Source organism: Acidithrix sp. C25 (genome assembly GCF_904848545.2).
Genome location: NZ_CAJHCI020000006.1, coordinates 248159 through 271696, shown reverse-complemented (window position 1 = coordinate 271696; position 23538 = coordinate 248159). Strand labels below are relative to the sequence as shown.

Here is a 23538-nt window from a genome sequence, read left to right as displayed (position 1 = left end):
ACAACGAGGGGTGTCACCTCTAAATTCTCGCCGACACACCAGCGAAGCATTCAGTCGATATATAAAGCAATAAAGAGCCATCTATTCGCATAACACTCTGAAATGCTCCAATGAGCCCTTTTAATTTCTTGTAAAGTGTGTTAATCTTCTCATGACATGCTTACACCCGAGGAACTCGCCACTATTGAAGCATTCATGGCGAAGACTGAAAACATCGACGAATATAAGCGGGCGCTGGCAGTTCTCACCCTTGAAGATGGGAGTCCCCTCAACAGGACAGGCCTCTCTGTCAAGCATGTACAGCGAATTCGACGGTCATTCCGCAGCGTTGGCACTGAGGCATTCAAGGACAAGCGCCATAACAACGCTCCGGTACTTCTCTCAAAGTCTCAAAGAGATGAAGTGGCAATCATGCTCACGACTACAACTCCCAACGACCACGGCTATAGCAGTTCCCCGTTTTGGTCAACACGGATCCTGGCTACAGTACTCAAGCGCAGATACGGTGTTCTCTATGCCTCTAGGACTAGCTATTACGTTCTGTTTCGGGAAAGTAAGTTCAGCTTCCATCTGCCGGGCAAACAGTACGAGAAGGCTGATCCACAAGCGGTAGCTGAATGGAAAGACGAGCAGCAAGAACGTCTGAAAGAGGCATTCTCTGATCCAGATACGGTGATTCTCTGTGAAGACGAGATGGTTCTCACTCAGGCGACAACTACTCAGAAAGTGTGGATACCGAAAGGAACCACACCAGCTGTAATTGAGACCAATGGAACCAGAATGAACCGGAGCATCTATGGGTTTTTGAACCTCAAGACAGGCAAGGAGCATGCATTTGCAACAGAGCGCCAGACTATGCATGAAACAGCGGCCATACTGCTGGCGATCCGCAAGATCTACCCAAGAGAGAAGATTCTGCTTATATGGGATGGGGCAGGATGGCACAGAGGGAGCGTCGCTCAAGAGGCAATTAGGGAGCATCACATCGAAGCAGTCCATTTCCCTCCGTATTCTCCGCAACTCAATCCCCAGGAACACGTTTGGAAGCAAGGGCGCTCTGCTGTAACCCACAATCGCTTCATTCCCAAGATTGAACCAGTCACAAAGGAATTAGTCGACTATCTCAACACGACGACATTCCCATACTCTTTGCTTGATTTCAAGGAGAAAGTCAGAGTGTGAGCTCTATAAACGTCCAAAATCAATTGCACCTTGAACAAAACAGAGCTACAGAGCTACAGAGCTACAGAGCTACAGAGCTACAGCGAAAAATACTGGCCATCAAAAGGAACCCCATCTATCCTGCACAAGAAACTAGGCGATCCAAGAAGAGTCGACAACGCTTACAATCTCCTAGACAACTTTTTGGAACTCTGAAAATACACCAACCCCATAACACGATGATCCACGATGATCCGCGACAATAGAGCCCGCTAAGATAAGGAAAATCAAACCCGACTGATCCCCAAAACTAGTAAATTATGGCCATACGATTTGCATAACAAAGTGTCTAGCATGTCATAATCACCAGCAGCAATTTTACCTACTTGACATCTTGATATTCGTACCGACCAAAGGACTCATAAGTGGAGATACTATTCATATGCACCGGCAACACCTGTAGATCGATCATCAGCGAAGCCATATTCAATTCCAAAGCTAGCAATGGCTGGCATGCGTCCAGTGCTGGAAGTAACCCCAACAAAGCGGTCAATCAACGAGCAATCGAGCTTCTAATCAAAAAAGCAATACCGGTAAAAGGACTTCATTCAAAATCATGGAATGATCTACCGGTGGTTCCCCAAATAGTAATTACCCTTTGCTCCTCTGCGGCAGGTGAAAGTTGTCCTGCCTATCTCGGTAATGCACTTCGTGCCCATTGGGGAGTTGACGACCCCTCTATCGTTCAAGGCACCGAGGAAGAGATCGACGAGGCATTTGAGGCGGCATATGAGCTTATGAATCAGCGCATCGAAAGTTTCATAGAACTGTTATCGAAAGATTACTCACTTTCAGATCCTAACTTCATAGAACGGCTAAAGCGCATCGGGATCGACGATTAAACGCATGATGAAATCGAAGGTCCAGTAGACACGGCCCGGCAATTTGGAAAGGAACGAGAAACAAGGGTCGTAGTTCCAAAGATTCTTGTAAAAAGGTTCTAGCTGCTAGCGTCCAAGCAAGTCAACAATCCAGGAGGATCCAGATTCACCGAGAAGGGCAAGTTCGTTATCGGCTCGTGCAGCCAATGACAGTGGAGAGAGAGTCTGGTCATGACGCAACTGGGCGTGAACAATACGGTCAAGACCAGCACCTACGAGTGGAGGTGCTGTCCTCAACGTAGCAGGAAGTGCTACGGAACGGAAAGAGCCTCCATGCATGACCAAATTGCGCTGATTGTAGAGGCGACGAAATGTATCTTGGACATATTGTCTGATGTGCGATATCTCGGTTGCTGGAGAATTTATCATTTTTACAACCCGATCCAAGGCAGCTTGATTGCTTGGGTCGGAGAGAGTCATAGTGCCTGACTTTCGAATATGACCTTCTACCAATCTGACGCGTTCGTAGTTCGGGGCCTCGGTGTCCAAATTCCGTAGTTCATCAGCCAGCCGATCATTGCCATAGTTTGAGTGTGCGAACGCGATCGAGGTCAGTTCCGCGCGACCCACCGAACAAGAGACGATAGCAGCTAACCGATCCGCAGCTACTCGGTTGGGCTCCTTCGGGTAAACAAGAGGTCCTTCTATTGCTGCCCACCCTCCTGTAATAGCCGCTCCAATACTGCCAGTTTTCATGTATGAAGCTAGCTCAAGGGCGTCGTCCAACTGTTGGAAGTCGGCACTATCAACGTTGAATACGGCATTTTGCCGATCGAGGGCGTGAATGTCCAATTGCCGCCGACGAGAACGAAGTTCGAATTCCTTTGAGGTGCCTTTGATATAGGCTTTCCCCACCGGAGCAAGCGATACTCGTTTTGGAAAACCGACCTGCATCCGTGCTACCACGCGGACCACGAGATCGTTGGCTGCTTCTATGGCTGCCCAGTTGTCACGTGCTACCACACGAAGTACAAGTGAACCATTTTGGCGAGGCTTTGGCCCTTGGAGACTTAGATCCGATATAAACGCCGCTGTCTCACTGGGATTCATCCAACTAACAGCTGATGGTAGCTTATTTATTTGGATGGGCGCGACGCACGGTACTACAACTTCGTATGGCCTAGAGAGAGATTTGCTGACCATGTCTTTCGCCTGAATAAATAGTTCCGTGAGATTCGGCTCCTCGTTGTTCCGCATGTAGCCGTCAAGCCATCGATACAATAGATCCGGACTGAAACCATTATCGAGAAGGTAAGCCGCTATTGATCTTGCCGTACGTTCAACGGGCGGCAGCATGCCTTTTTCAGCAGACTCAATCCACCAGTCGAAATATCGTTCGTCTAGGCGCTGAGTCAGTTGCTCTAATTTTGCTTCGTCGTGCTCGGATAAATAAATCGATGTTTTTTCATTGGCGGGGACGTTCTCCAGAATTTTGTTAACTTCGTTGACGAACGAGAGAATAACCCTATCGAAAACGATCTCCTTCATCATAGAAGCGATGGCATATTTTAGGCCATCATTAGAAAGATTCCCTTCCCTTGCGACTTTGTTATATTCGATTATCTCACGCAATCCAAGGACGACGCCAATACCCCATAGACGACGGGGCCACGGGGTGTTGTGACCAAAAAAATCTAAAAGCCGGCCCAAGGTCTTGGTCGCATCATCGTACACTCACTTAATTGGACTCATTTGATCGCACGGAAGGACAATCTTATGCTATTATGCAAGCAGGCATTTAGCCACCTTCTAAAAGCGGAGGAGCCGCCCACTGGGCCGCTCCTCCTATTTTTTACCTGTTACCCGAAGATAGATTGTTTCGAGCTATTGATAATGCCCGGAGCGTCATCTGTTGAAATAAGGGCTTTCCCTAGAAGCATTGATCAATTATCTAGGGACAAAAGGCCGTCAGAGATGTGACGCCGTGTGACATTTTGGTAGATTCCGAAAAGCTGAAAACGCGAGATTACTATGGCCCCAATACGTCAGGTTGAATTGCCCCACTCACCATTTGGTTATGGTTCCCATAGCATAGACATGGATCAATCAACCCTTTCTTAGGGGAGCTTTTAAACCAATCAATGTCAATGGCCATCGAGAACTGCAAGGTAGCAGCCACGCAAAATGCATACATGTGGCCATATCCATTCATTCCAAACAGCAATATTTATGCATTTTCTAATGGCCGTTGATAAGCCTCGCCCACCAATCCACAGAACCACAAGACGACAGAACCACAAGACGTCCTACAACCAAATAAAATTCAGCTAAAGTAGCCAGCGCAATCGGAAATATGACAGCCTAAAACCATCAACGGAAAATGGGCCAATCAGAACTAGTCTGATTGGCCCATTTATCTGCAAACCCCTGGCCTTAGGAGCTGAGTCTAAATCCTTATTCTCTGCATTTTAGGAACTAGACCTATCAGGAATGCTCTCGTAACTTATCACTTTTGGTATCCCAAAAATCTAACGAGCTACAACTACCGCGCGCCAGCTCTTATCCGATATAACCCACCCTTAAAATGCTACCTTGTAAACACTACTTTGCAAGAATCCTCTGGCAATAAATAAAAAAGAGCTGCACCTCGTCAAGTAACCAGTGGCCCATACCGTGGCAGTTAGCGAAAGGCACGTACTCGCATCGCCAGCCCACTCGCATCGCCAGCCCACTCGCATCGCCAGCGCAGTTGCTATCAGCCAATAAATAGCTGCACTACCCTCCATTTGTTTGACGTGTTGTGCTGGGCGGGAATGTTGCAGCGGCTTGAAATGCCGTACTGGACCTAGATTCCCGTTAGGAAGCCACACCTATCTTGGTAGCTTCGGTTACTTCTAGAAGCGCTCCGGTGGCAACATCGTAGATAAAGCCATAGACAGGAATCGAACTGGGTACCAAGGTGTGAGCTTTAATCCGCGTAACGTCTTCAATCACCGATGCCGCCTGATCTGCGATTGTAAGCCAGTTAATGTACTTACCCTCGCTCGAACCAGAACCCTCACCGACGTCTACAAACCCCTTGTCACTCAAAGCTGCTGTCGTCAAACTGGATTCCAAAAGATCGCCCATCAATTCATTGTTGAAGAACTCCATACCGCAATTTGAATGGTGAATCACAAACCACTCCTGAGTTCCAAGCAACTTATAAGAGATTACAAGCGAGCGAATTGCATCGTCGCTGGCACGTCCGCCTGCATTTCTTATGACGTGAGCATCACCTTCGCTCAGACCAGCGTACTTAGCAGGATCAAGGCGAGCATCCATGCAGGTCAAGATCGCAAAGCGACGAGCTGGTGGCATCGCCAACTGCGCTTTGTCTCCAAATTCGCTCACATATTGCAAATTTGCATCAAGTACCTCTTTCAAAACCGACATAGCTTCACTACCCCTTTACGTGTACTCAAATAACTATTTAGAGGCATTCTAAATTGAATTATGACTTAACCGATCATGTTTTGCGACATTTGCCGTTAGGGTTGCTAGAGCCGATTTAACCCCCTTTGCATGTATCGTAGGGTAGGAAGAGCTTTAGACAAGGTGTAGCGTGCAAGAGGAACTTAGGAAAAAAACGCAATAAAAAATAGCGACAAAACCACAGCGCAAGGTTCCCTTGCGAAAAAGTCCCATGCGCAAGAATCCGCCCCCTCAAAGCGCATAAGCGTCGCGGAACGACGACAAGTAATCATTCGCGCCGCTTTAGCAGAATTTGCTAAAAATGGCTTTTCAGGAAGTTCGACCTTACAAATAGCCGCGAACTCTGGGATCTCTCAAGCCTATCTCTTTCGACTCTTTCCAACCAAGCTGAGCCTCTTCCAGGGATGCATCCACTATTCGTTTGATCTAGTCAAAAATGAATTCGCCAAGGCGATTATAAATCAAGGCGGACAAGAGGCCCTAGAGGCAATCGGTGCTACCTACCTTAAGTACCTATTAGATAAAGACCTTCTCGGATCTCAGCTCCAAGCTTATGCCCTTGGGAGCGAGCCCGAGATTGGACCTTTAGTTCGAAGTCGCTATTGCGACCTCTGGGACTTTATCAAAGCGAGCACTGGAGCAAGCAACGTTCAAATGGTCGACATCTTCTCCAAAGGTATGCTCCTAACAGTCTTAGCTGGAATGCAAATGTTCGAAGAAGAACCCGAGTGGATTACTGCCAACGAGATAATCTCATTACCTTAGCCAAGACGCCTTAGTGGCCAAGTGTTCATAACACAGTTGGCCAAGGAAAAAATTAAATCTAAAACTAACCGGCGCCAGGAACACATCTAGCGTAGTTCGGTATATGATAAGTTAGTAACTACTCACTTACTAACTAAATAACTAGGTGGATACCGCGATGAAACGTTCAAAGCTGGCACTGATTATCATCGCTACGGGCCTTGCGCAATTCATGGCTGGCCTGGATAACCTCGTTGTCACCACCGCATTGCCTGTGATTAAGGTCCATCTTCATGCAAATCTCTCCTCACTCGAATGGATGGTAAATGCATACACTCTCTCCTTTTCAAGCCTCCTACTAACTGGCGCCGGTCTTGGTAAACGATTTGGAACCAAGAAAATCTTCCTTTTAGGGATCGCTATCTTTACTATCACTTCGGGTTATGCGGGGCTATCCACCACCTCAACTCAACTAATAACCGCTCGAGCCATTCAGGGTATCGGCGGCGCACTCATGGTTCCACTTAGCCTCACAATCCTCGCCAGCGGTGTCCCCCATGAGCGTCGTAACTTCGCTCTTTCAATTTGGGGTGCAATTGGAGGTTTAGCCATTGCACTAGGGCCACTCCTTGGTGGTGCGGTAGTTGAAGGTGCATCTTGGCAATGGATCTTTTGGCTCAACGTTCCAGTCGGAATGATACTTCTCGCGATAGCTGCAATAAGCCTGAAATCAACCTCCGAAAAAGATGCGAAACTCGATCCGCTCGGGCTGATAACCGCGACAATTGGCCTATTTGGCGTTACTAACGCTCTTGTGAATGGTTCTAGTCATGGCTGGATCTCGAGCCTAGTTCTTGGGTCTTTCGCCTTTGGCGCTATCGGGCTAGCCGCCTTCATTACGGTGGAGCTTAAATCTAAGTCACCGATGGTCCCGCTTTCGATCTTTCGAGATCGTGGCTTTAGCGCTATCAATGTCGCCTCAACTTTGATGAGCTTTGGAATGTTCGGATCGGTCTTTTTTCTCGCTCAGTACTTTCAAATCGTCCGAGGTCTCTCACCACTTGCATCGGGGGTCAGAATTCTCCCCTGGACTGCCATGCCGCTTTTAGTCGTACCATTCATGGGTCGTATCGTTGATCGATTTGGCGCTGGACGCATCGTAGCGATTGGACTAGCTCTTCAATCTGGAGGTCTCGCATGGATAGCGTCTCAGGTATCAATAACAACTTCATATGGTTCGATCGTCATGGCCTTTGTAATCTCTGGGATCGGGATGGCAATGTTCTTTGTACCCACCGCCTCAGCTACCCTAGCTGGAGTACCAAGGGAACTTGAAGGTGTTGCATCGGGTGTCAATAACACCGTTCGCGAAGTTGGAGGAGTCATTGGAATCGCATCACTTGGCGCAATATTCTCCACCTCTGGCGGATATGGCTCTGCTATAGGCTTTGTCAATGGACTCCAATCCGCGATAATCGTCGGGGCCATAGTTGTACTTGTTGGATCTATTGCTTCACTTTTCATTCCAACTTCAGTAGGCCGAAAAAAGAAAGCAACCAACGACAATGTCGAACTTTCCAGCATGCTCGCTTTGCAAATCAAATAGTTCGAAACTTAAACTTAAATACGACGCTTCGAGCTACAAAGACGGATCGGCCTTCTTTTCCAACTAACTCGCCCTAATTTCAAATGAAATTGCCTGCATCCATTGCATATAAATTGTGCAATGGACGCGGTTGCGGTTGCACCATGAGTTAGCTTTGCAGGTTTCCAGTTTTGCTCAATTGATGGCCATTGAGAACTGCAAGTTAACGGCCAAAAAGCCTCTAAACTTACCAAAATGGCCATCGCCCAAGGACCAACTCGGAGAGGCTAATCAAGCAATTGGAAGGAATCCCCTGCGAACCGTTTCTATCGTATTGCGCCCTAGCTTGCAAACTTGGCCCAGGTAATACGGCCTCGCGCAGCTAGGTCGACCAGAGATAGCATCTCTCCATTGGCACCTGAATTGCGCCTCCAACTATCAAGATGGGAGGGATCACAAAACATTGAAGCGGTAGGACAGAACGATTCATTTACCGGTCCAGTGCTACCCAGTGGCCACCATCCCACAACATCAGATTCTAGAGGCTCACCACCTGTGATTACGATTGAAATTACAGCAGAGCAAGTCGCACACGTAGTCTCACCCGTAGCGTCGACACCCAGAGCTGCTGGAATTCCTACGATATCAAACGCACACCAAGTGTAAAGATCCACACCATCAATGAGTAGATTGTGACGACTTTCAACCAAGGTAAGTCCCTCTGCGCCCACGACCTTGGGATCACCCTCAAGAGGCCCGTCAATCGTAGCAACGCCACCCAGGATCGCTTGTTCAACGACCGATCTTACAACTTCTATCGCCAACCCCGTCTTGGTTGCGATCTCTGAGAAGCTGAGCGAAACCCCATCTAAAAGAGAGAAAAAGACGACTCTACGTACTGAAGTCGTAGTCTCATCACCCGACACCATTGTGTCTAGAACCGCTGCTACCGCGGTTGAATCTTCCATCATTTGCCACCCTTAATTCTTGCCTTTGAGTTATCTGTCGAACCATTTCTTCTCATAACAAACCTAGCCTCAACCCAGGTTCACCTTGCAATGGCAATAGGCGCTCGCATAGTTCCTAAGCTAGACCACCAATCATCTTGGTCGTACTTGGTTTAAGCAATGCAGAATATCAAGAACAAAACCCATGTGAGAGATCGATACAAATTCGACTCAACTTCAACAACAGCTCAACCGCCGCTCACCTAGCTGCAAATAAATAGGCAAATCTCAACCCTCCACATTGGCGCCAAGGTAAATAAGGCCCTAGCAGTCAGCGAAGATATAGCTCTTGGGCGAAATCTTACCTCATGGAATAGGGAGATCCCACCTGTCACCCTTGTCATGTCGCGCAAATGACCTACTTAGACTATGAGCAACTTGGTAAAGCCAATAAAGCCTGTCGTCTTTATCCGTGACCGGCTTCCTTGACTTTTCGGATTCATACACTCCGTGGCATTGGCAGCGACAATGGCACGGTCAAGACCAATTGCAATTGCAATTGCAATTACAAGACCAATAGCAATTACAATTACAAGGTCAAGGTCAAGGTCAAGGTCAATTAGAAGCTTTGAGCAAAGGCAATACCGATATTTCCTAACAGCAGAGCCCTCTCAAGCTGAGCTAGCACAGCTAGGCGCTATTAGCTATCTTGATATTAGCTAGAGATCCCAGTGGTCGAAGGTCATTGTAAGTGACCATAAGCAAAATGTTCTGCCCATTGCAAAATTGCTTTCCTAGCAATGCTCCGGGCAGTTAGGCAAGGCAGTTAGGCAAGGCAAATCAATCAATCTCATTTGTAACGAGATGACTGTTTCTCTCTCCTAGGTAGTCAATCCGTACCCCAGAGTGCTTACAGTCTCTATCTCAATCAAACGGTTGTATTTAGCCACTCGTTCACCACGAGCAGGTGCCCCACTCTTTAGATGACCGCAACCAGTCGCGACGGCCAAATCAGCGATGAAAGTATCCTCGGTTTCTCCTGAGCGATGTGAGACAAACTGCGCCCACCCAGCGTCGCGGCAGATACGCATAGCCTCAAGCGTCTCGCTTACGGTACCGATTTGATTTACCTTGATCAGGCTAGCGTTGCAAGCATGGCGGGCAATAGCCTCTTTGATGATCGCAGGGTTCGTACACAAGAGGTCGTCACCGACGAGCTCGACGCGATCGCCTAGTCGAGCTGTAAGTTGTTCCCATCCGCTCCAATCGGATTCGGCAAGTCCATCCTCTAGAAGCCATACCGGATAGGTCGAAATAATCTCCTCGTACCGATCGATCATCTCGGTACTCGAGAGCGACTCGCCGGCAATTTTATAGAATCCATCACGGTAAAATTCACTGGATGCCGGATCGAGAGCGATAGCTACTCCATCGCGACCGGGTCGGTACCCTGCTTCGTTGATAGCCTGGACTAAAAGCGCAAGAACGTCTTCTGGGCGGTCGATCTGCGGGGCAAAGCCGCCTTCGTCGCCTAGGCCTGTTGCGAACCCCTTGCTAGCAAGCAATTGCTTAAGTTTGGTATATATCTCTGATCCTGCTCTAACCGCCTCGGCGATTGATGGTGCGCCAATCGGCGCTATCATGAATTCCTGAAAGTCGAGGTTGTTGGGTGCATGCACGCCTCCATTTACGACATTGAAGTGCGGCACTGGAAGTCTTGCGTTGACTCCGGCCGGTTGTAGATATTCCCAAAGTGCCAGCCCTTCGGAGTTAGCGAATGCCCGGGCGGCAGCGATGGAGACTCCGACAATCGCGTTGGCTCCCAATCGTGACTTATTCGTTGTTGCATCCAGGTCAATCAGCGCTTGGTCAACTTCGGCGAGGTTGGCGAACGCTCTAGCTGCCAATGCAGCGTTGATCTCGCCGTTCACATGTGCTACGGCATCAAGTACACCGCCTCCATTGAATCGACTTAAATCTCTATCGCGGGCTTCGACAGCCTCGCGCGAACCAGTCGAAGCCCCCGAAGGAACTCCTGCACGTGCTGAGGTTCCATCGCTCAAGGTGACAGTTGTCGCCAAAGTTGGTCGGCTACGAGAATCAAGTATTTGGACTGCTGAGACTTTGGATACCGTTTTTACCATCTGGATCTCCTTTAGGCTTTTGTGTCAAGCTAACATGTTTTGGCGAGTCTCTCCAATTTGTGGGTGTTAACTATCTCGAGCAAATGGTATAGCTTTGTCGAATTGCCTTTCGGATTCAGCAATCTCTGAACTACATATCGATCTATTTTCCATAATTCGGCGTGATTTATAGACTTTAAACCGATGCATGCAATCAAGCCTTCCCATCGAGATGCAGGAGATGTAAATGACTCTTTGAACAGGTTGGTTTTTCCATAAAAACGATTCTGGCGTATCTCTTTGGCAATCGATACTAAAAACAGGTGAGACGATCCGCGCTTCAAGGATAAAAAATACAAGGTACCATCGCGAGGCGTGTTAGGTCGTATCCACTGGGTCGAACGGATGGGAGCAGACCTCTTGCTCTCACATAAAGCTGCTCTCACATAAAAGCTACTCTCACATAAAAGCTACTCTCACATAAAATTTATTGGGGGGGCCAGACAAGCTGTTTATGACCCTTGCGATTGCAAGTTTGCCAATTGTCCAAATGGCTCGAATGAACTTCATCTTACTGATCACCTGAATGAATTTTATCTGTCGTGTCATTTGACGACTTGAACAACTTGTCACCATAGTTCATAAAGATTTATATAAGAATGTTGCTGCTACCAGGTAGTAAGCTAGCGGCAAGTATCCGGCTTTATCGAAGGTGAAATTGAATCGCATTGGCAAATATATTCGTTTCGGCCAAGGCGACCCTATGCCCGTCGGTTGATTTGGGACCTACCCCTATCTTGGCATCATTGCAGATTCGAGGGGGATCGGCTATCATTATAGATGTCGGATGATGCTCCGGCGGACCGTAGTCCGAACTGCTTTCATGGCTAATGGCTTCTACCTGTCAATTGACGGCTTTAAGGAGAAGACAATGAAAGCTGAGATTAGAACCAAGAGTTACTCGCGTTCGCGACGGGAAATTTTAGAAACTACATCTCTTCTAATCGATGGCCTCGATTCGTGTTTTGGAGCTACCGTAGCGCCTTCTAAGGTGGATCCAAAAATCTGTAGGTGCGGGAAATGACGACCTTCGGCCGACTGGATGCTCCAGTTGATAACATAGATCCCTCATCTGCCATGGCAAGACAAACCTGCAGCATCCTTTATTCGAAGCCCAAAGAGGCTATGGCTGACGGTGGTGAATCTGAGCCGAACTGTTTTCATGACCTCTTACTTGATCAGGTCTTTTCGTCAATAAATAAGGACCGAAACGACTATCAACTTCTACCCTTTTTTTATGATCACCTTCATGACGCAGATGAAATTCGTTTTCGGTACGAGGTGTGGCGCGACCTTGAGAACCAGGCTCTTACCAGCAGTATCAGAACGTTCGAAAGTCAGATGCTCGAGGTCCGCCAAAGGCTAGCTTGGTCCGCCAAGTCGTCCTTCGTGCAGCATCGTCGCGCCCTTCACTTAGATGCTGCCCATCGCTACTGCAACGCTGTAGCGAGTCTTGTTAGGGTGCTAAAGGAGACCGAGATCAACTCTGCCGCTTTGATGGGTTTTCGAGAATCTCTAAACGCTTATGCTTCATCGAGTCCTTTTGAGCAGCTCGCTAGCGCTACGAGTTTGCTGAAAGATCAACTCTCCCAAGTTCGCTATTGCATCAATCTCAAAGGACTTCATGTTCGAGTTGTCAAGTACGAGGGTGAAGAAGATTACGGCGCTGAGATCATAAAGACCTTCGAGAGATTTCAGCAAAGTACCGTCAAAGACTACCGCCGATCTATTTCAGACTGGCCCAATATGAATCACGTGGAGGCGATGATCGTCGACCGCGTGGCGCTTCTCTTTAGTGATCTTTTCTCATCCATTGAGTCATTCTGCGAACAAGAGAGCGATTTTCTAAATCGAACGGTCACTCTTTTTGAACGTGAGATTCAGTTCTATCTCTCCTATCTCGACTTTATTGCACCACTAAAAGCACAAGGCCTTTCATTTTGCATCCCGGAGATCCTAGAAACTTCGAAAGAGATTTCAGCGGTTGAGACCTTCGACCTCGCCCTGGCTCATAAATTGGAACTTCAGAGAATGGTGGTTGTGCGCAATGATTTACATCTCGAGGGTATTGAGAGAATTATTGTAGTCTCAGGTCCAAATCAAGGAGGAAAGACCACTTTTGCTAGGACTTTTGGGCAGATCCACTACTTAGCCAGCATCGGATGTCTGGTTCCCGGCCAACAAGCCCAACTATACCTCTATGATCAGCTATATACTCACTTTGGTAAAGAGGAGGACCCTACCTACCAAAGTGGAAAATTAGAGGAAGACCTAATTCGGATTCGTGCCGTTTTGAATCAAGCTACCTCAAACAGCATCATTATTATGAACGAGATCTTCGCTTCAACCACTGCTTTGGATGCTCTTGGTTTAGGTCTGAAAGTAATTGATAAGATCCAAAACCTCGATGCGCTGTGCGTAGTGGTTACCTTTATCGACGAATTGAGTCGAATAGGCCCTTGGGTCGTAAGTATGACAAGCACTGTCAATCCCACGAATCCTGCCGATCGCACTTTCAAAATAGTTCGACAGCCAGCAGATGGCCTTGCATACGCCTTAGCAATTGCACAGAAGTACCAACTAACCTACGATGACATTAGGGGGCGACTCAAGTCATGAAGGCACATTTGATGTTCCGCGATAAGGATTTCAATCTTCTCCAACCGCTACCCCCTAATGAGCACTACCTCGTACACGACCTCGACCTTGACACCCTTTTGGGAGCTATGGCTGGAGGTGATGAGTTCTTACTCAAAGTTTCACGAGTCGCGCTTTTGAATGGATTGACTAATCCCACAGAGATTGCCTATCGCCAGTCGGTCTTAGATGACTGCTCGTCTCATTCTGAGATTGTACGTCAAATCTATGAAATTGCAGTTAAAGCTCTTTTTGACAAGCACAAGATGTTCTGGTTTACGCGCCAGGACAGTCCAACTGGAATGATGGCGCAGTCCCCTCAAGTAATTGGCATGTTTATGGGTTACCTAAAACAGCTACGCAAAATTGTCGACGAGCACGGAGAAACCTTTAGCTCTGAAGGCTGGACTACCCTCTTTAGAGTACTAAAAGAAGAGCTCAGTGACGACTATTTTTCTGTAGTTGACGATAACCTCAACCAACTAAAATTTCGAGATGGTACCCTAATCAGTGCGAAACTAACCTTTGGGAACACAGGCATGGATTACGTATTGCGTGATTCGCGCAATACCAAACAATCCCTGAAGGAGCGCCTCGGAGTTGGAGGTAGAAAATCCTACTCTTTTGACATCAACTCGCACGATGAAGCTGGTATGAATGCACTGAATGTTATCATGAGCAAGGGTATGAACTCAGCCGCAAACTCCTTGACGCAAGCGGCTGACCACCTTACCAATTTCTTTGCCATGCTCCGTACTGAGCTAGCCTTCTTCGTGGCCGCCCTCAACTTGAAGGAGATATTATCGGCTAAGAATGAACCAACATGTAATGCCGTCGCCAAACCTTGGAGTCCGCCACTCCTAAATTTCATAGGGCTCTACGATGTCTGTCTTTCATTGCGCAGCCAAACGTCTGTCATCGGTAATGATGCTAACGCCGACGACAACTCCCTAGTTGTTATCACTGGAGCGAATTCCGGTGGTAAATCGACTTTCTTGCGTAGCGTTGGAGTTGCTTTGGTAATGATGCGCTCTGGAATGTTTGTTCCAGCCAAGTCATTTACTGCAAGCGTTTGCGAAGGCCTCTTTACACATTTCGTTAGAGAAGAAGACTCGTCCATGACAAGTGGAAAACTAGACGAGGAATTGGCCCGAATGAGCGAAGTGGTCGACGCAATCACGCCAAAGTGCATAGTTCTCCTCAATGAGTCGTTTTCAGCTACGAATGAGCGAGAGGGATCCGAAATTGCCTATCAAGTAATTAGGGCGTTGATCGATTCCGACGTGCGAACGATCGTCGTTACCCACCTAAGTGAATTGGCTTTGAGGTTTTACCAAAGCGATGCGAGTTCAGCCTTATTTCTTCAAGCAGGACGGCAAGGTACGGCGGGGCGAAACTTTAAGCTAACACCGGGCGAACCACTTTCTACAAGCTACGGCGAGGACGTATACAACCGCATTGGTGGTTGGTAACATCCTGTTTTATTGCATTGGGCCAGCTCAGAAAGATAAGGAAGGAAGGAAGGAAGGAAGGAAGGAGCCTATAGATCCCATAGTAGTGCTAGACCAGGTTGGGCTGTTAGTTTGGCCTGCGCGTTTGCTTGCAGCTGCGCGTTTGGTTGAAACACCATCTAAATTAGTCTGACCAAGCTAAACTTGAAATGGAGAACAAAATCTATCGGCTTAGATCTCTTTTTCAGATCGATCGCTAGTTTTCAGATCGATCGCTAGGGAGATATTGGCGGTCAGCGCTAGATATCATATATGGCCTCCACCACTGCATAATTAGGTCTTGACCAAAGCCCAGCACCGTACAATTCAGTACAGTCCCAGACATAAATCACGATTATCACCGCAGTGCGATCACGCATATAGGAGCTACCTAATCTGAGCTATCGCGGTTGAGCTATCTAATTTGAGTTATCATCCCGTCATTGAGCTAGCAATGCCCTATATCACCACTAGCTCAACAACGAGAAATCATACGACCGAAACTTCTAGGTGCTTAATTCCATTGATAAAAGATGACGTCAATCTAGAGGGAGGAGATACAGGATGAAGATTAGGAATTCTTCCAAAGATCTCCCTGAAGATCAAGGTTATCTCTCGACGAGCTAGATGAGCTCCCAAACAATAGTGGGGGCCATATCCACCGAATCCAACATGCTTGTTATTCATCCGGTCAACCCTAAAGTCATAGGGATCCTCAAACTCTTCATGGTCCTTGTTGGCAGAACCATACATCAAAATAACTTTGTCATCCTTTGCCAAGGTGACGCCAGAGAGCTCATAGGGCTGCGTGAGGGTGCGACGCATGAAGATAACTGGAGAAGCAAATCGCACGATCTCTTCGATTGCACTTGGGGTAAAGCGATCAAAATCGCTCATCCAAAGCTCTTTTTGACGTGGATATTGAGAGAGCAGCTCCACTCCCCAGGTAATTGCATTTCGCGTCGTCTCATTCCCGGCCACTACTAAAAGAATAAAAAATGATGCGAGTTCATCTGGTGTCAGGGCCTCGCCATCGACCTCTGCATTGACCAGAGCAGAGGTAATATCGTCCATTGGGTCATCGATCCTCTCTTGTGCAAGGTTCTTCATCAATTCGGAGAGTTCAAAGCCTGCAGTGAGCAGCGTCATGCCAATATCTTCGCCCTCAGGTACGAATTCAGGATCGCCGACCCCCAAAATCACGTTCGATTTCTCCAAAACCTCCTGACGCTTCGAGAGTGGAATCCCCATCATCTCGCAGATAATCGTCAAGGGAAGTTGAGAGGCGACCTCAGCAACCAGGTCAAAGGTGCCAAGTTCTATCGCTTTATCTGCTAGTTGAGAGGCGACAGTTGCTATTTGAGCCTCGATAGCATCAAGTCTCCTAGGCGTAAAGGCTCTCAAAACAATTCGTCTCAGCCTGGCATGACGTGGATCATCAACATTGATCATTCCACCGAAATACTCGAGAAACGGGGTTGGAAGATCAGGGATACTCGTAGCACCCTTAGCTGAAGAAAATATATCTGGCCTTCTAGATGCCTCAACCACATCACGATAGGTTGAGACTGCATAATAACCAGGCCCTGCTGGCAAAAACCCGTAATCCATCTCCTCCATAAAGGCGACGGGACGTTCTCTACGTAGAGTTTCAAAGGCAGCCTCACGCACCTCGAGAGGTTCTCTCCAAAAGTCAAGATCTGATAGATTTATCTCATCGATCGAAAAGACAACCTTGGGTTTCACTTCTAGTTTCTCCTACACCATTGACAAAGTACAACAAGTACCGACAGATGAAATTAGAGATAGACCAAAAGCAATTGCTAACCCCATTATTGTCTAAGAAACCTTGGGAGATATCCTGCATATCTTAGATCCGAGACGGCTCAGTATTGCTTTCGATTATATCGCCATTAGGTGATGCTATCACAATTGTTTGACTCTAAACGAGAATTTACAACTATCCAAGATACACCTTCAACCCCAGCGATTGACAACTACTGAGATGCCAATTTAAAAGCCATGGTCCACTTGAAACACTTCGTAGCAGCTACAAAAACAAATGGCAATCAATTTCCAAGTCGGAAATCGAGAATCGGTTGAAATGATTCAAGGCAAATATTGAGAATCTCTCTGATGCTGTTTCATTTGATAGCGCGAGTGCTACTTCTTAGATAAGAAAGACCCTTACACTCAATCTCTCTTCCTGCAAAGAGCAACAACTCCTCGCTACCCATGGGAGCAATTACCTGAAGTGAAACCGGAACTGGCATATCTATCTGACCGCCCTGAATACTTACTTTGGATCCGGTCACCTCAGAGGAAAAGTCAACCGACAAAGGAATTGCCAATGCTGGATTCCCCGAGAAATTAAAGGGAATTGTATTTGTGTTGAGAACCTTCGAATAAGCATTGGAAAGCTTTGGAATATCAAACGGTATAGTTGCATTTATCAAAAGATCATATCTTTCGAACTCCGTATCAAGAAGATGGGCAAAGCTATGCCTATAGCGAAGAGCCCGAACGTACTCAGAGTCGGCGATCTCATCCGCTCCGAGAAGTCGTGACCGAACCACTGGGTCAACCCGATGAAGTTCGTTGAACAGTTTTGAGTTCGAACGGGCGGCTTCGGAGACCAAGATGACAGAAGCCGCTTCATGTGCCAACCGAAGATCGAGTTCTTTCACCTCGCCCAACTCCCATCCGACTTCTCGAACGAGGCTTCGAAAGAGACTATTGAAGGACTCATCTTGAGAATTTGAAATCAACCCTACCCTTAGGGGCCGATCAGAAACGGCAAGGTCTGTGATTTTGGACAATAGGCCAAACCCATAGGCAAGGCCGTCCATATCGTTGGCGATCGGCCCAATGGAATCCAAGGAAGGCGCCAGAGGCCACACACCCTCATTGGACACTCTCGACCAGGTGGTCTTGAGCCCATATGCGCCACAGGCAGCACTTGGGATGCGAATACTACCGCCGCTATCGCTACCAAGAGCAATATTAGCAAAGCCGCCAGTTACCGCGACAACAGATCCACTAGATGATCCTCCTGGAATCAACGATGGATCGATAGGATTGGGCGGTGTTCCCCACCAATGATTGATTCCCGTCGTACCAAAGGCGAGTTCGGTTAAATTTGTCTTGCCAACGATGGTCAGACGCTCATCTCGAACACGGACCAAGCAATTTGCGTCCTTGGTCGCTTTGCGCGCCCTAGAGGCTACAAGGCGCGATCCTGCGGTAGTCACAACCCCTTGGAGATCAATAAGGTCCTTTATGGCGATAGTTATTCCGCCGAAGTCCTGCCCTCGATAGTCCCCAATCCTCCAGTTATAATTATCTGTCGCTGTGCCCACTCTACAAACTCCCAACGCCCACCTAGCCAATCCTTACACAGAATCGATCCCTACAAGCCTCATTAGGAAAACTCGGCCCGCCAAAATAGCCTGCTCTTCCATGTCACTTTGCCATAGACCTGCCAAACATTTGGCTTTTTTGCTTGTGGGTCGGTGATTCACAAGCAAAAATCCAAATGTTGCAACAACCCTCATTGCCACCAGAAATCACCCTGTTTCTAGTAATCACACTGTTTCTAGTAATCACACTGTTTCTAGTAATCGCACTGGCAGCGCTACACATTATGCAACGCTTAATCCGATCTCTAATTTCAAATTTGATAAAATCGAACAGGGTGCGAACGCAGATCAAGCAAAGCCCGACGAAAAACTATCTGCGACTCCAAGGCCAACAAAATTTAAATTTGACCAAGAAGATTTTATGAATGCCAAATTATAAAAAATCGATCAGCCTGATTGGAAGGTTGCAACTCCGGGAACGTTACCAGTAATAGCCATCTTGTTGATTTCGCCAGATAATCCATTCACATATCCATTGATAAAAGAGGCTGAAACCGATGCAGTTATAGATAGAAATTGCCCTGGAGTTGTATATGGCGCCAAATGATCTGCTCCAATTAGGTGAAGATAGTACTTTGGCGAGGGCGCTCCTGCAAAGATCTGATCGGACGCACTGGGCAAGTTTATGGTATCTGCGGTACCTTGCACTACCAAAAGTGGAATCGACAAGCCCGAAGGGAAGTAGGTTCCTGGGAATGTCGGCAGCTCTGCACCGGAATAGATTATCGCGGCCTTTATTCGTGAATCACGGCAACATGTGTTGTATGCAGTTGCCAAAGCAACGTTACCACCATCGGATTGACCTGCCACCACGATCTTATTGGGATTTATCAGTTGATACAGTGGCGAAGTTTGAGTCTGATTCGACTGTAGCGCCCAATTAATGACCGCTGTCATATCCCCAGGTTCATTTAAAATGTCTGCTTCATCTGGACCGCCAGGAGAACTGGGGTCATTCAGTGGAAAGTTCACTCCCACTACCACGAAACCCGAGGTCACTAGAGCCTCGATCAAGGGAGCATAGGCACCATAGTACTGATCGTACCCCGGCGCGAAGACGACAAGGGGCAGTGGGTCGCTCCCGCGATATGGAACGATATTAGAGCCCGATGATAGCGCCGGGTAATAGACTCCGAGTTGAAGCGTTCGAAGACCACAAGTTGTAAGAGCAGCGCCAGTAGGTGATGTACCGTTCGGCACACACAACTTCGTGCCAGTTTCAGCGACAGCTACTTGATAACTTGCATAGGTGTATGCCGTTCTACCCCTAGCTGATCCCGGCGGTATAAATACCGAAGCGGGCCCGATAGTGGGCAGTACTGTTACCTTTGTATATGTAGATGTGTTAGATGCAAACTTAGTGATGCCATAGATTCCGCCGCCGACCAAAATCAAAAAGATCATAAGCGACCTAATCAGTCTGGCGCGTCTTCCAAGACGATAGGAGCTTTTATTTCCTTGACTATTTGAAGACAATTGCTATCTTACTTCCCGTGTGCAACTGCCTCAAATAAAGCCTCTTCGTGCTCCAATTCGGCGACTTGATCGATTCTACTTTGATGACGTCCACCTTCAAATGGGGTAGTCAGGAAGACGTCCAAAATAGCAACCGCATAGGCGGGGGCCACTACCCGAGCGCCCATAGAGATGACATTGGCGTTGTTATGGGCTCTTGCCAACCGAGCTGTAAATTCATCCGGGCACAGAGCTGCACGAACACCATGAATCTTATTTGCGGCTATCTGCTCGCCTTGGCCACTTCCACCAAGGACTATGCCAAAGTCGACCTCGCCGCCACGAACTCGCCTAGCCACGCTGGCACAAATCTCTGGATAATCGATCGGATCAATCGAATGAGTACCCAAATCCTCAACCTTGTAATCCAGGCCCACGAGGTGATCTATCAAATCCTTCTTGAGCAAAAAGCCCGCATGGTCGCTTCCAATAGCTATCTTCACGACGTCACCCTCTACATCAACTTGTTTCGGCTCAAACCTATTTGAATAGCCTAATTTGGTAAAAATCTAACGAGATCACGACTTGACAGGCGAAATTATTTACCACAGAAAATCACCAATTCAGGCTCGAGCAGAAACGGCACACCCTTTACCCCGAATCAAATCATCACTATAAAAACTCTCCGCTATAAAATCAAAATCGGCTCTTTGTTTTCCTTAGTCAATCCTTAGCCATTTAGCTCAACTGATCCCTAAAATCGCCTTTGTGGATGCCTAGGAGAATCAAAAACTACAAAGCTCTCGAATCGCTTGGATTAAAGGCCATTTATCCTAATAGCCTTAGTCAAAGTTTTCCAAAGATAGCATTGCTTCCATGGGCGGCTCAACCAATAGAAAGAACGCCCGAGCAATGTCTATAGGCCGATTTGACTAAAGATAAGTACCTGGTCGATGAGCATCCTCAGTACCAGCAGGCAGTCCACGCCTTCGCATTTCTTCTAATTGGGATCTCGCTTGAGCTTGTTGAGCGAACAACATCGCTTGAATTCCATGGAAAAGTCCCTCAAGCCACCCTACGAGTTGAGCTTGGGCTAACCGCAACTCAGAGTCAGATGGTGCATCTACTTCAACGAATGGAAGTGAAAGTCGGTCCAATTCTGAGGCCAAATCAGGGGAAAGGCCACTTTTGAGTTCCACGATTGAAGTCGTATAGATATCTTTTAGACGTGCTCGAGCAGAATCGTCGAGACTAGATTGACGAACCTCTTCCAAAAGGGTCTTTATCATAGTTCCGATTCTTAGAACTTTAGATGGCGACGAAACGGTTTCAGTCTCACCCTCTAGGTCATTCTCGCCCTCTTGCGTAGCGGTCAACGGATCGCTGGACTCTGGCAAGAATAGAATCTGGTTTGGATGCTCAATTTGTTCTTCAGTCATTACCACACAATTTAGGCGAAATTTGAAAAAAACACCACGCTGATATCTCGACTCGCAAAAAGCAATCTCAACAAGAGGCTAACTTTGCAAGCGATCACCGATCTCTAAGCTCAAGTCAAGTAGCTAAAAGCCCAATGAGAGGAACATCCATCTCCTCCTTGGTGAGCGAACCATGACGACAGATAAGTTCCATTGGACCCGCATCTGTTGGATCATAAAATGCCACTGGCTCCCTTGAAACAAGGGCCAAGTCGCCAAGTCGCCCCAATACGGAGGCCCGCGATGAATCAAAGTGACCAAAGAGGCCTGACTCTATTACCTCTTGCTTGGTGAGCACCCAAGCCAAATCCCCATAGAGTTCACTTGCCTTCTCCTGGCACCTCTGTAGCGAGCCTGGCTGCAAATGCAGCCATCGAAAACGCCCTTCGCCACTCATTTGAGTCACATATTTATCAATTCCAGAGTCCAAGACAATGGGCGGCCCTACGACCTCCACTTGACCATGGTCAGCGGTTAGAACTAACGACGCTCCACTTGGCAAGAGGTCGATCAAAAGGCCTAAAAAATAGTCGACGACCCGGAGTTCAGCCTCGTAGTATCCACCAAAGCCATATTCGTGAGCTACGGAATCAAGGCCCTCGTAGTAACAATAGACAAATGGAGCACCTTCTGCGAGCAAGCCACCAACCTCCGCAATCATAGTTGATGGAAACCTAAACCCAATGGATTTGGAGTCGCCTAAATATGCTCGGGTAAATCCAGTGTTGGCGTAGGCCGACTTGGAGACGATCGACGCATCCAGACCAAAAAATGGCTCATTGGTTACCACAGTCCGTGGATCCGGTGAAAACCCTTCTGGAGCATTTCTACCAGTCCAGGTAAGAGAATTCAAGATTATACCAGGTTCCAGTCGCATGCGATATCCAACGATCCCATGTTGGATTGGTGAAAGGCCAGAAGCAATCGATGTGAGTGCCGTAGCGGTAGTAGTTGGTGCCACAGAAGAGATTGTCGTTCCCAGGAGTCTCGAGAAATTCGGCAGATCCTTGGCATATCGTTCTAATTGATGGCTCCCCAAACCATCCACCACAAACAGAACAGTCTGATTTGCCGATTGAATCGCCTTTGGGAACCAGTCGCTCGCATCTAGGTCCATCTCGGAGGCACTAGAGTCCAATTTTGAATATATACGATCCGGACTTGGCCACCTATCACCGTCACGGTTTTTAGCCAACGAGATGGCTATAGCGCCTACGACGTTAGATATACACGCGCCCGAGTACGTTGGAATTGGAGTCGACATCGTCTCCTGAACCATTTTCACCTGACCACGAAACTTCCCATAACCTGAACCTCCATATTATCACAACTTCGAAATCAAATAGATTCCCCCGGCCTCTTGGGTCTAGCGATGGTACCAGCTATCGCAAATCGGCACTGGTGAAAACGGTGGCTCCAGTGCTCCACTTTGTGACCGAGATAAACTTTGTGACCGAGATAATTAGAAAAAGCGTCAAACACCTAAAGAACGACTTCGACACCATCGAAGGCACCCTTTACGTGCAATCACAACTTTGGCCAGACGTAGGTACTTTGGATGGCCGACGCTACGATTGAATGCGTGAGAGTATCGACCCGAGGCGACTATGCATCAAGAGCATTACTGTCACTCGCATTACATTCAGATGAACCGGGGCCTACCTCGGTCCAAGAGGTTGCCAAACGAACTGGCCTACCTCAACCGTACTTAGAACAGATTTTGCTTGCACTCAAAGGTGCTGGCCTTGTGCGATCCAAACGAGGCGTCGGTGGCGGCTACATTTTGGCGCGCTCTCCAGAAACCATTACTCTAGGTCAAATAGTGAGTGCAGTGGACGGACCTATCGTAGCGGGAGACTTTGGTCTGCCTCATGAAAATGGCGCGTGCGAGCATGAGGGCCAATGCGTTCTCTTGAGCGTATGGGACGAAGTTGGCCAACATATGCGAGAGCACCTCAATTCTTTTACACTTGCAAATATGGTCAAGAGGGCTCGAGGCGAGAGCGTTGAATCTATCAAAACTCCAGATCACCATTTATCATTGAATCCCTGAATAAAAGCTGTAGAATCGCCTATAGAGCGTA

General features: G+C 47.7%; 18 protein-coding genes. 8 read left to right on the top strand and 10 right to left on the bottom strand.

Annotated features, from left to right (window positions below; all coding sequences use genetic code 11):
• Positions 1–156 precede the first annotated feature (156 nt).
• Together ACIDITHRIX25_RS70395 and ACIDITHRIX25_RS70390 are read left to right on the top strand one after the other, a co-directional pair.
• Positions 157–1182 (top strand): IS630 family transposase, encoded by a 1026-nt coding sequence (locus tag ACIDITHRIX25_RS70395; RefSeq protein WP_201732289.1) that lies wholly within the window; start codon positions 157–159, stop codon positions 1180–1182.
• 404 nt (positions 1183–1586) lie between these two features.
• On the top strand, positions 1587–2063 hold the full coding sequence (locus ACIDITHRIX25_RS70390; RefSeq protein ID WP_052603976.1) for an arsenate reductase ArsC: 477 nt from the start codon (positions 1587–1589) through the stop codon (positions 2061–2063).
• Between the two features lie 105 nt (positions 2064–2168).
• On the opposite strand, the gene ACIDITHRIX25_RS70385 is transcribed toward ACIDITHRIX25_RS70390, so the two are convergent.
• Positions 2169–3776, bottom strand: a complete 1608-nt coding sequence (locus tag ACIDITHRIX25_RS70385; RefSeq protein ID WP_201732288.1) for a hypothetical protein — start codon at positions 3774–3776, stop codon at positions 2169–2171.
• Positions 3777–4898: 1122 nt separating this feature from the next.
• Positions 4899–5477, bottom strand: a complete 579-nt coding sequence (locus tag ACIDITHRIX25_RS70380; RefSeq protein ID WP_201732287.1) for a beta-class carbonic anhydrase — start codon at positions 5475–5477, stop codon at positions 4899–4901.
• A gap of 198 nt (positions 5478–5675) precedes the next feature.
• Between ACIDITHRIX25_RS70380 and ACIDITHRIX25_RS000000104085 the strand changes: the two genes are divergently transcribed.
• Together ACIDITHRIX25_RS000000104085 and ACIDITHRIX25_RS70375 are read left to right on the top strand one after the other, a co-directional pair.
• Positions 5676–6281: a TetR/AcrR family transcriptional regulator gene (locus ACIDITHRIX25_RS000000104085; RefSeq protein ID WP_201732935.1), complete on the top strand. Its 606-nt coding sequence runs from the start codon at positions 5676–5678 to the stop codon at positions 6279–6281.
• Positions 6282–6438: 157 nt separating this feature from the next.
• Complete coding sequence (locus tag ACIDITHRIX25_RS70375; RefSeq protein ID WP_052603971.1) at positions 6439–7866, top strand: DHA2 family efflux MFS transporter permease subunit; 1428 nt, start codon at positions 6439–6441, stop codon at positions 7864–7866.
• Positions 7867–8186: 320 nt separating this feature from the next.
• On the opposite strand, the gene merB is transcribed toward ACIDITHRIX25_RS70375, so the two are convergent.
• Together merB and eno are read right to left on the bottom strand one after the other, a co-directional pair.
• A complete protein-coding gene (merB, locus tag ACIDITHRIX25_RS70370) occupies positions 8187–8816 on the bottom strand; it encodes an organomercurial lyase (RefSeq protein ID WP_052603970.1) in 630 nt (209 codons plus the stop codon).
• Positions 8817–9673: 857 nt separating this feature from the next.
• Positions 9674–10936 carry a phosphopyruvate hydratase gene (gene eno, locus ACIDITHRIX25_RS70365; RefSeq protein ID WP_201732286.1) on the bottom strand — a complete coding sequence of 421 codons (1263 nt, stop codon included), beginning with the start codon at positions 10934–10936 and terminating at the stop codon, positions 9674–9676.
• Positions 10937–11995: 1059 nt separating this feature from the next.
• Here eno and ACIDITHRIX25_RS70360 point away from each other — a divergent pair.
• Positions 11996–13594, top strand: coding sequence for a MutS-related protein (locus ACIDITHRIX25_RS70360; protein WP_201732285.1), 1599 nt, complete (start codon positions 11996–11998; stop codon positions 13592–13594).
• Entirely contained in the window at positions 13591–15084 is a 1494-nt protein-coding gene (locus ACIDITHRIX25_RS70355) for a MutS-related protein (RefSeq protein ID WP_213333387.1), read from the top strand. Before ACIDITHRIX25_RS70360 ends, ACIDITHRIX25_RS70355 begins: the two co-directional genes overlap by 4 nt.
• 507 nt (positions 15085–15591) lie before the next feature.
• On the opposite strand, the gene ACIDITHRIX25_RS70350 is transcribed toward ACIDITHRIX25_RS70355, so the two are convergent.
• The 6 genes from ACIDITHRIX25_RS70350 to ACIDITHRIX25_RS70325 all read right to left on the bottom strand — a co-directional run bounded on the left by ACIDITHRIX25_RS70350 (position 15592) and on the right by ACIDITHRIX25_RS70325 (position 22733).
• Positions 15592–16848: a cytochrome P450 gene (locus ACIDITHRIX25_RS70350; RefSeq protein WP_201732283.1), complete on the bottom strand. Its 1257-nt coding sequence runs from the start codon at positions 16846–16848 to the stop codon at positions 15592–15594.
• 398 nt (positions 16849–17246) lie between these two features.
• On the bottom strand, positions 17247–18461 hold the full coding sequence (locus tag ACIDITHRIX25_RS70345) for an amidase (RefSeq protein WP_201732282.1): 1215 nt from the start codon (positions 18459–18461) through the stop codon (positions 17247–17249).
• Positions 18462–18908: 447 nt separating this feature from the next.
• Entirely contained in the window at positions 18909–19997 is a 1089-nt protein-coding gene (locus ACIDITHRIX25_RS70340; RefSeq protein ID WP_201732281.1) for an alpha/beta hydrolase family protein, read from the bottom strand.
• Between the two features lie 8 nt (positions 19998–20005).
• A complete protein-coding gene (gene rpiB, locus ACIDITHRIX25_RS70335) occupies positions 20006–20479 on the bottom strand; it encodes a ribose 5-phosphate isomerase B (RefSeq protein WP_052603960.1) in 474 nt (157 codons plus the stop codon).
• A gap of 429 nt (positions 20480–20908) precedes the next feature.
• Complete coding sequence (locus ACIDITHRIX25_RS70330; protein WP_201732280.1) at positions 20909–21415, bottom strand: bacterial proteasome activator family protein; 507 nt, start codon at positions 21413–21415, stop codon at positions 20909–20911.
• A 115-nt stretch (positions 21416–21530) separates the two neighbouring features.
• Positions 21531–22733, bottom strand: coding sequence for an alkaline phosphatase family protein (locus ACIDITHRIX25_RS70325; protein WP_235347494.1), 1203 nt, complete (start codon positions 22731–22733; stop codon positions 21531–21533).
• 131 nt (positions 22734–22864) lie between these two features.
• Here ACIDITHRIX25_RS70325 and ACIDITHRIX25_RS70320 point away from each other — a divergent pair, with 131 nt between their 5' ends.
• Together ACIDITHRIX25_RS70320 and ACIDITHRIX25_RS70315 are read left to right on the top strand one after the other, a co-directional pair.
• On the top strand, positions 22865–23032 hold the full coding sequence (locus ACIDITHRIX25_RS70320) for a hypothetical protein (RefSeq protein WP_201732278.1): 168 nt from the start codon (positions 22865–22867) through the stop codon (positions 23030–23032).
• Positions 23013–23507, top strand: a complete 495-nt coding sequence (locus tag ACIDITHRIX25_RS70315; RefSeq protein ID WP_249685618.1) for an RrF2 family transcriptional regulator — start codon at positions 23013–23015, stop codon at positions 23505–23507. The genes ACIDITHRIX25_RS70320 and ACIDITHRIX25_RS70315 overlap by 20 nt, the downstream gene beginning before the upstream one ends.
• Positions 23508–23538: the final 31 nt, after the last annotated feature.

Excerpts from the sequence above, each read along its gene's own strand:
- ACIDITHRIX25_RS70395 (WP_201732289.1), top strand. The coding sequence starts at position 157 with ATGCTTACACCCGAGGAACTCGCCACTATTGAAGCATTCATGGCGAAG.
- ACIDITHRIX25_RS70380 (WP_201732287.1), bottom strand. The coding sequence starts at position 5,477 with ATGTCGGTTTTGAAAGAGGTACTTGATGCAAATTTGCAATATGTGAGC.
- ACIDITHRIX25_RS70375 (WP_052603971.1), top strand. The coding sequence starts at position 6,439 with ATGAAACGTTCAAAGCTGGCACTGATTATCATCGCTACGGGCCTTGCG.
- merB (WP_052603970.1), bottom strand. The coding sequence starts at position 8,816 with ATGATGGAAGATTCAACCGCGGTAGCAGCGGTTCTAGACACAATGGTG.
- eno (WP_201732286.1), bottom strand. The coding sequence starts at position 10,936 with ATGGTAAAAACGGTATCCAAAGTCTCAGCAGTCCAAATACTTGATTCT.
- ACIDITHRIX25_RS70360 (WP_201732285.1), top strand. The coding sequence starts at position 11,996 with ATGACGACCTTCGGCCGACTGGATGCTCCAGTTGATAACATAGATCCC.
- ACIDITHRIX25_RS70355 (WP_213333387.1), top strand. The coding sequence starts at position 13,591 with ATGAAGGCACATTTGATGTTCCGCGATAAGGATTTCAATCTTCTCCAA.
- ACIDITHRIX25_RS70330 (WP_201732280.1), bottom strand. The coding sequence starts at position 21,415 with ATGACTGAAGAACAAATTGAGCATCCAAACCAGATTCTATTCTTGCCA.
- ACIDITHRIX25_RS70325 (WP_235347494.1), bottom strand. The coding sequence starts at position 22,733 with ATGGTTCAGGAGACGATGTCGACTCCAATTCCAACGTACTCGGGCGCG.
- ACIDITHRIX25_RS70315 (WP_249685618.1), top strand. The coding sequence starts at position 23,013 with ATGGCCGACGCTACGATTGAATGCGTGAGAGTATCGACCCGAGGCGAC.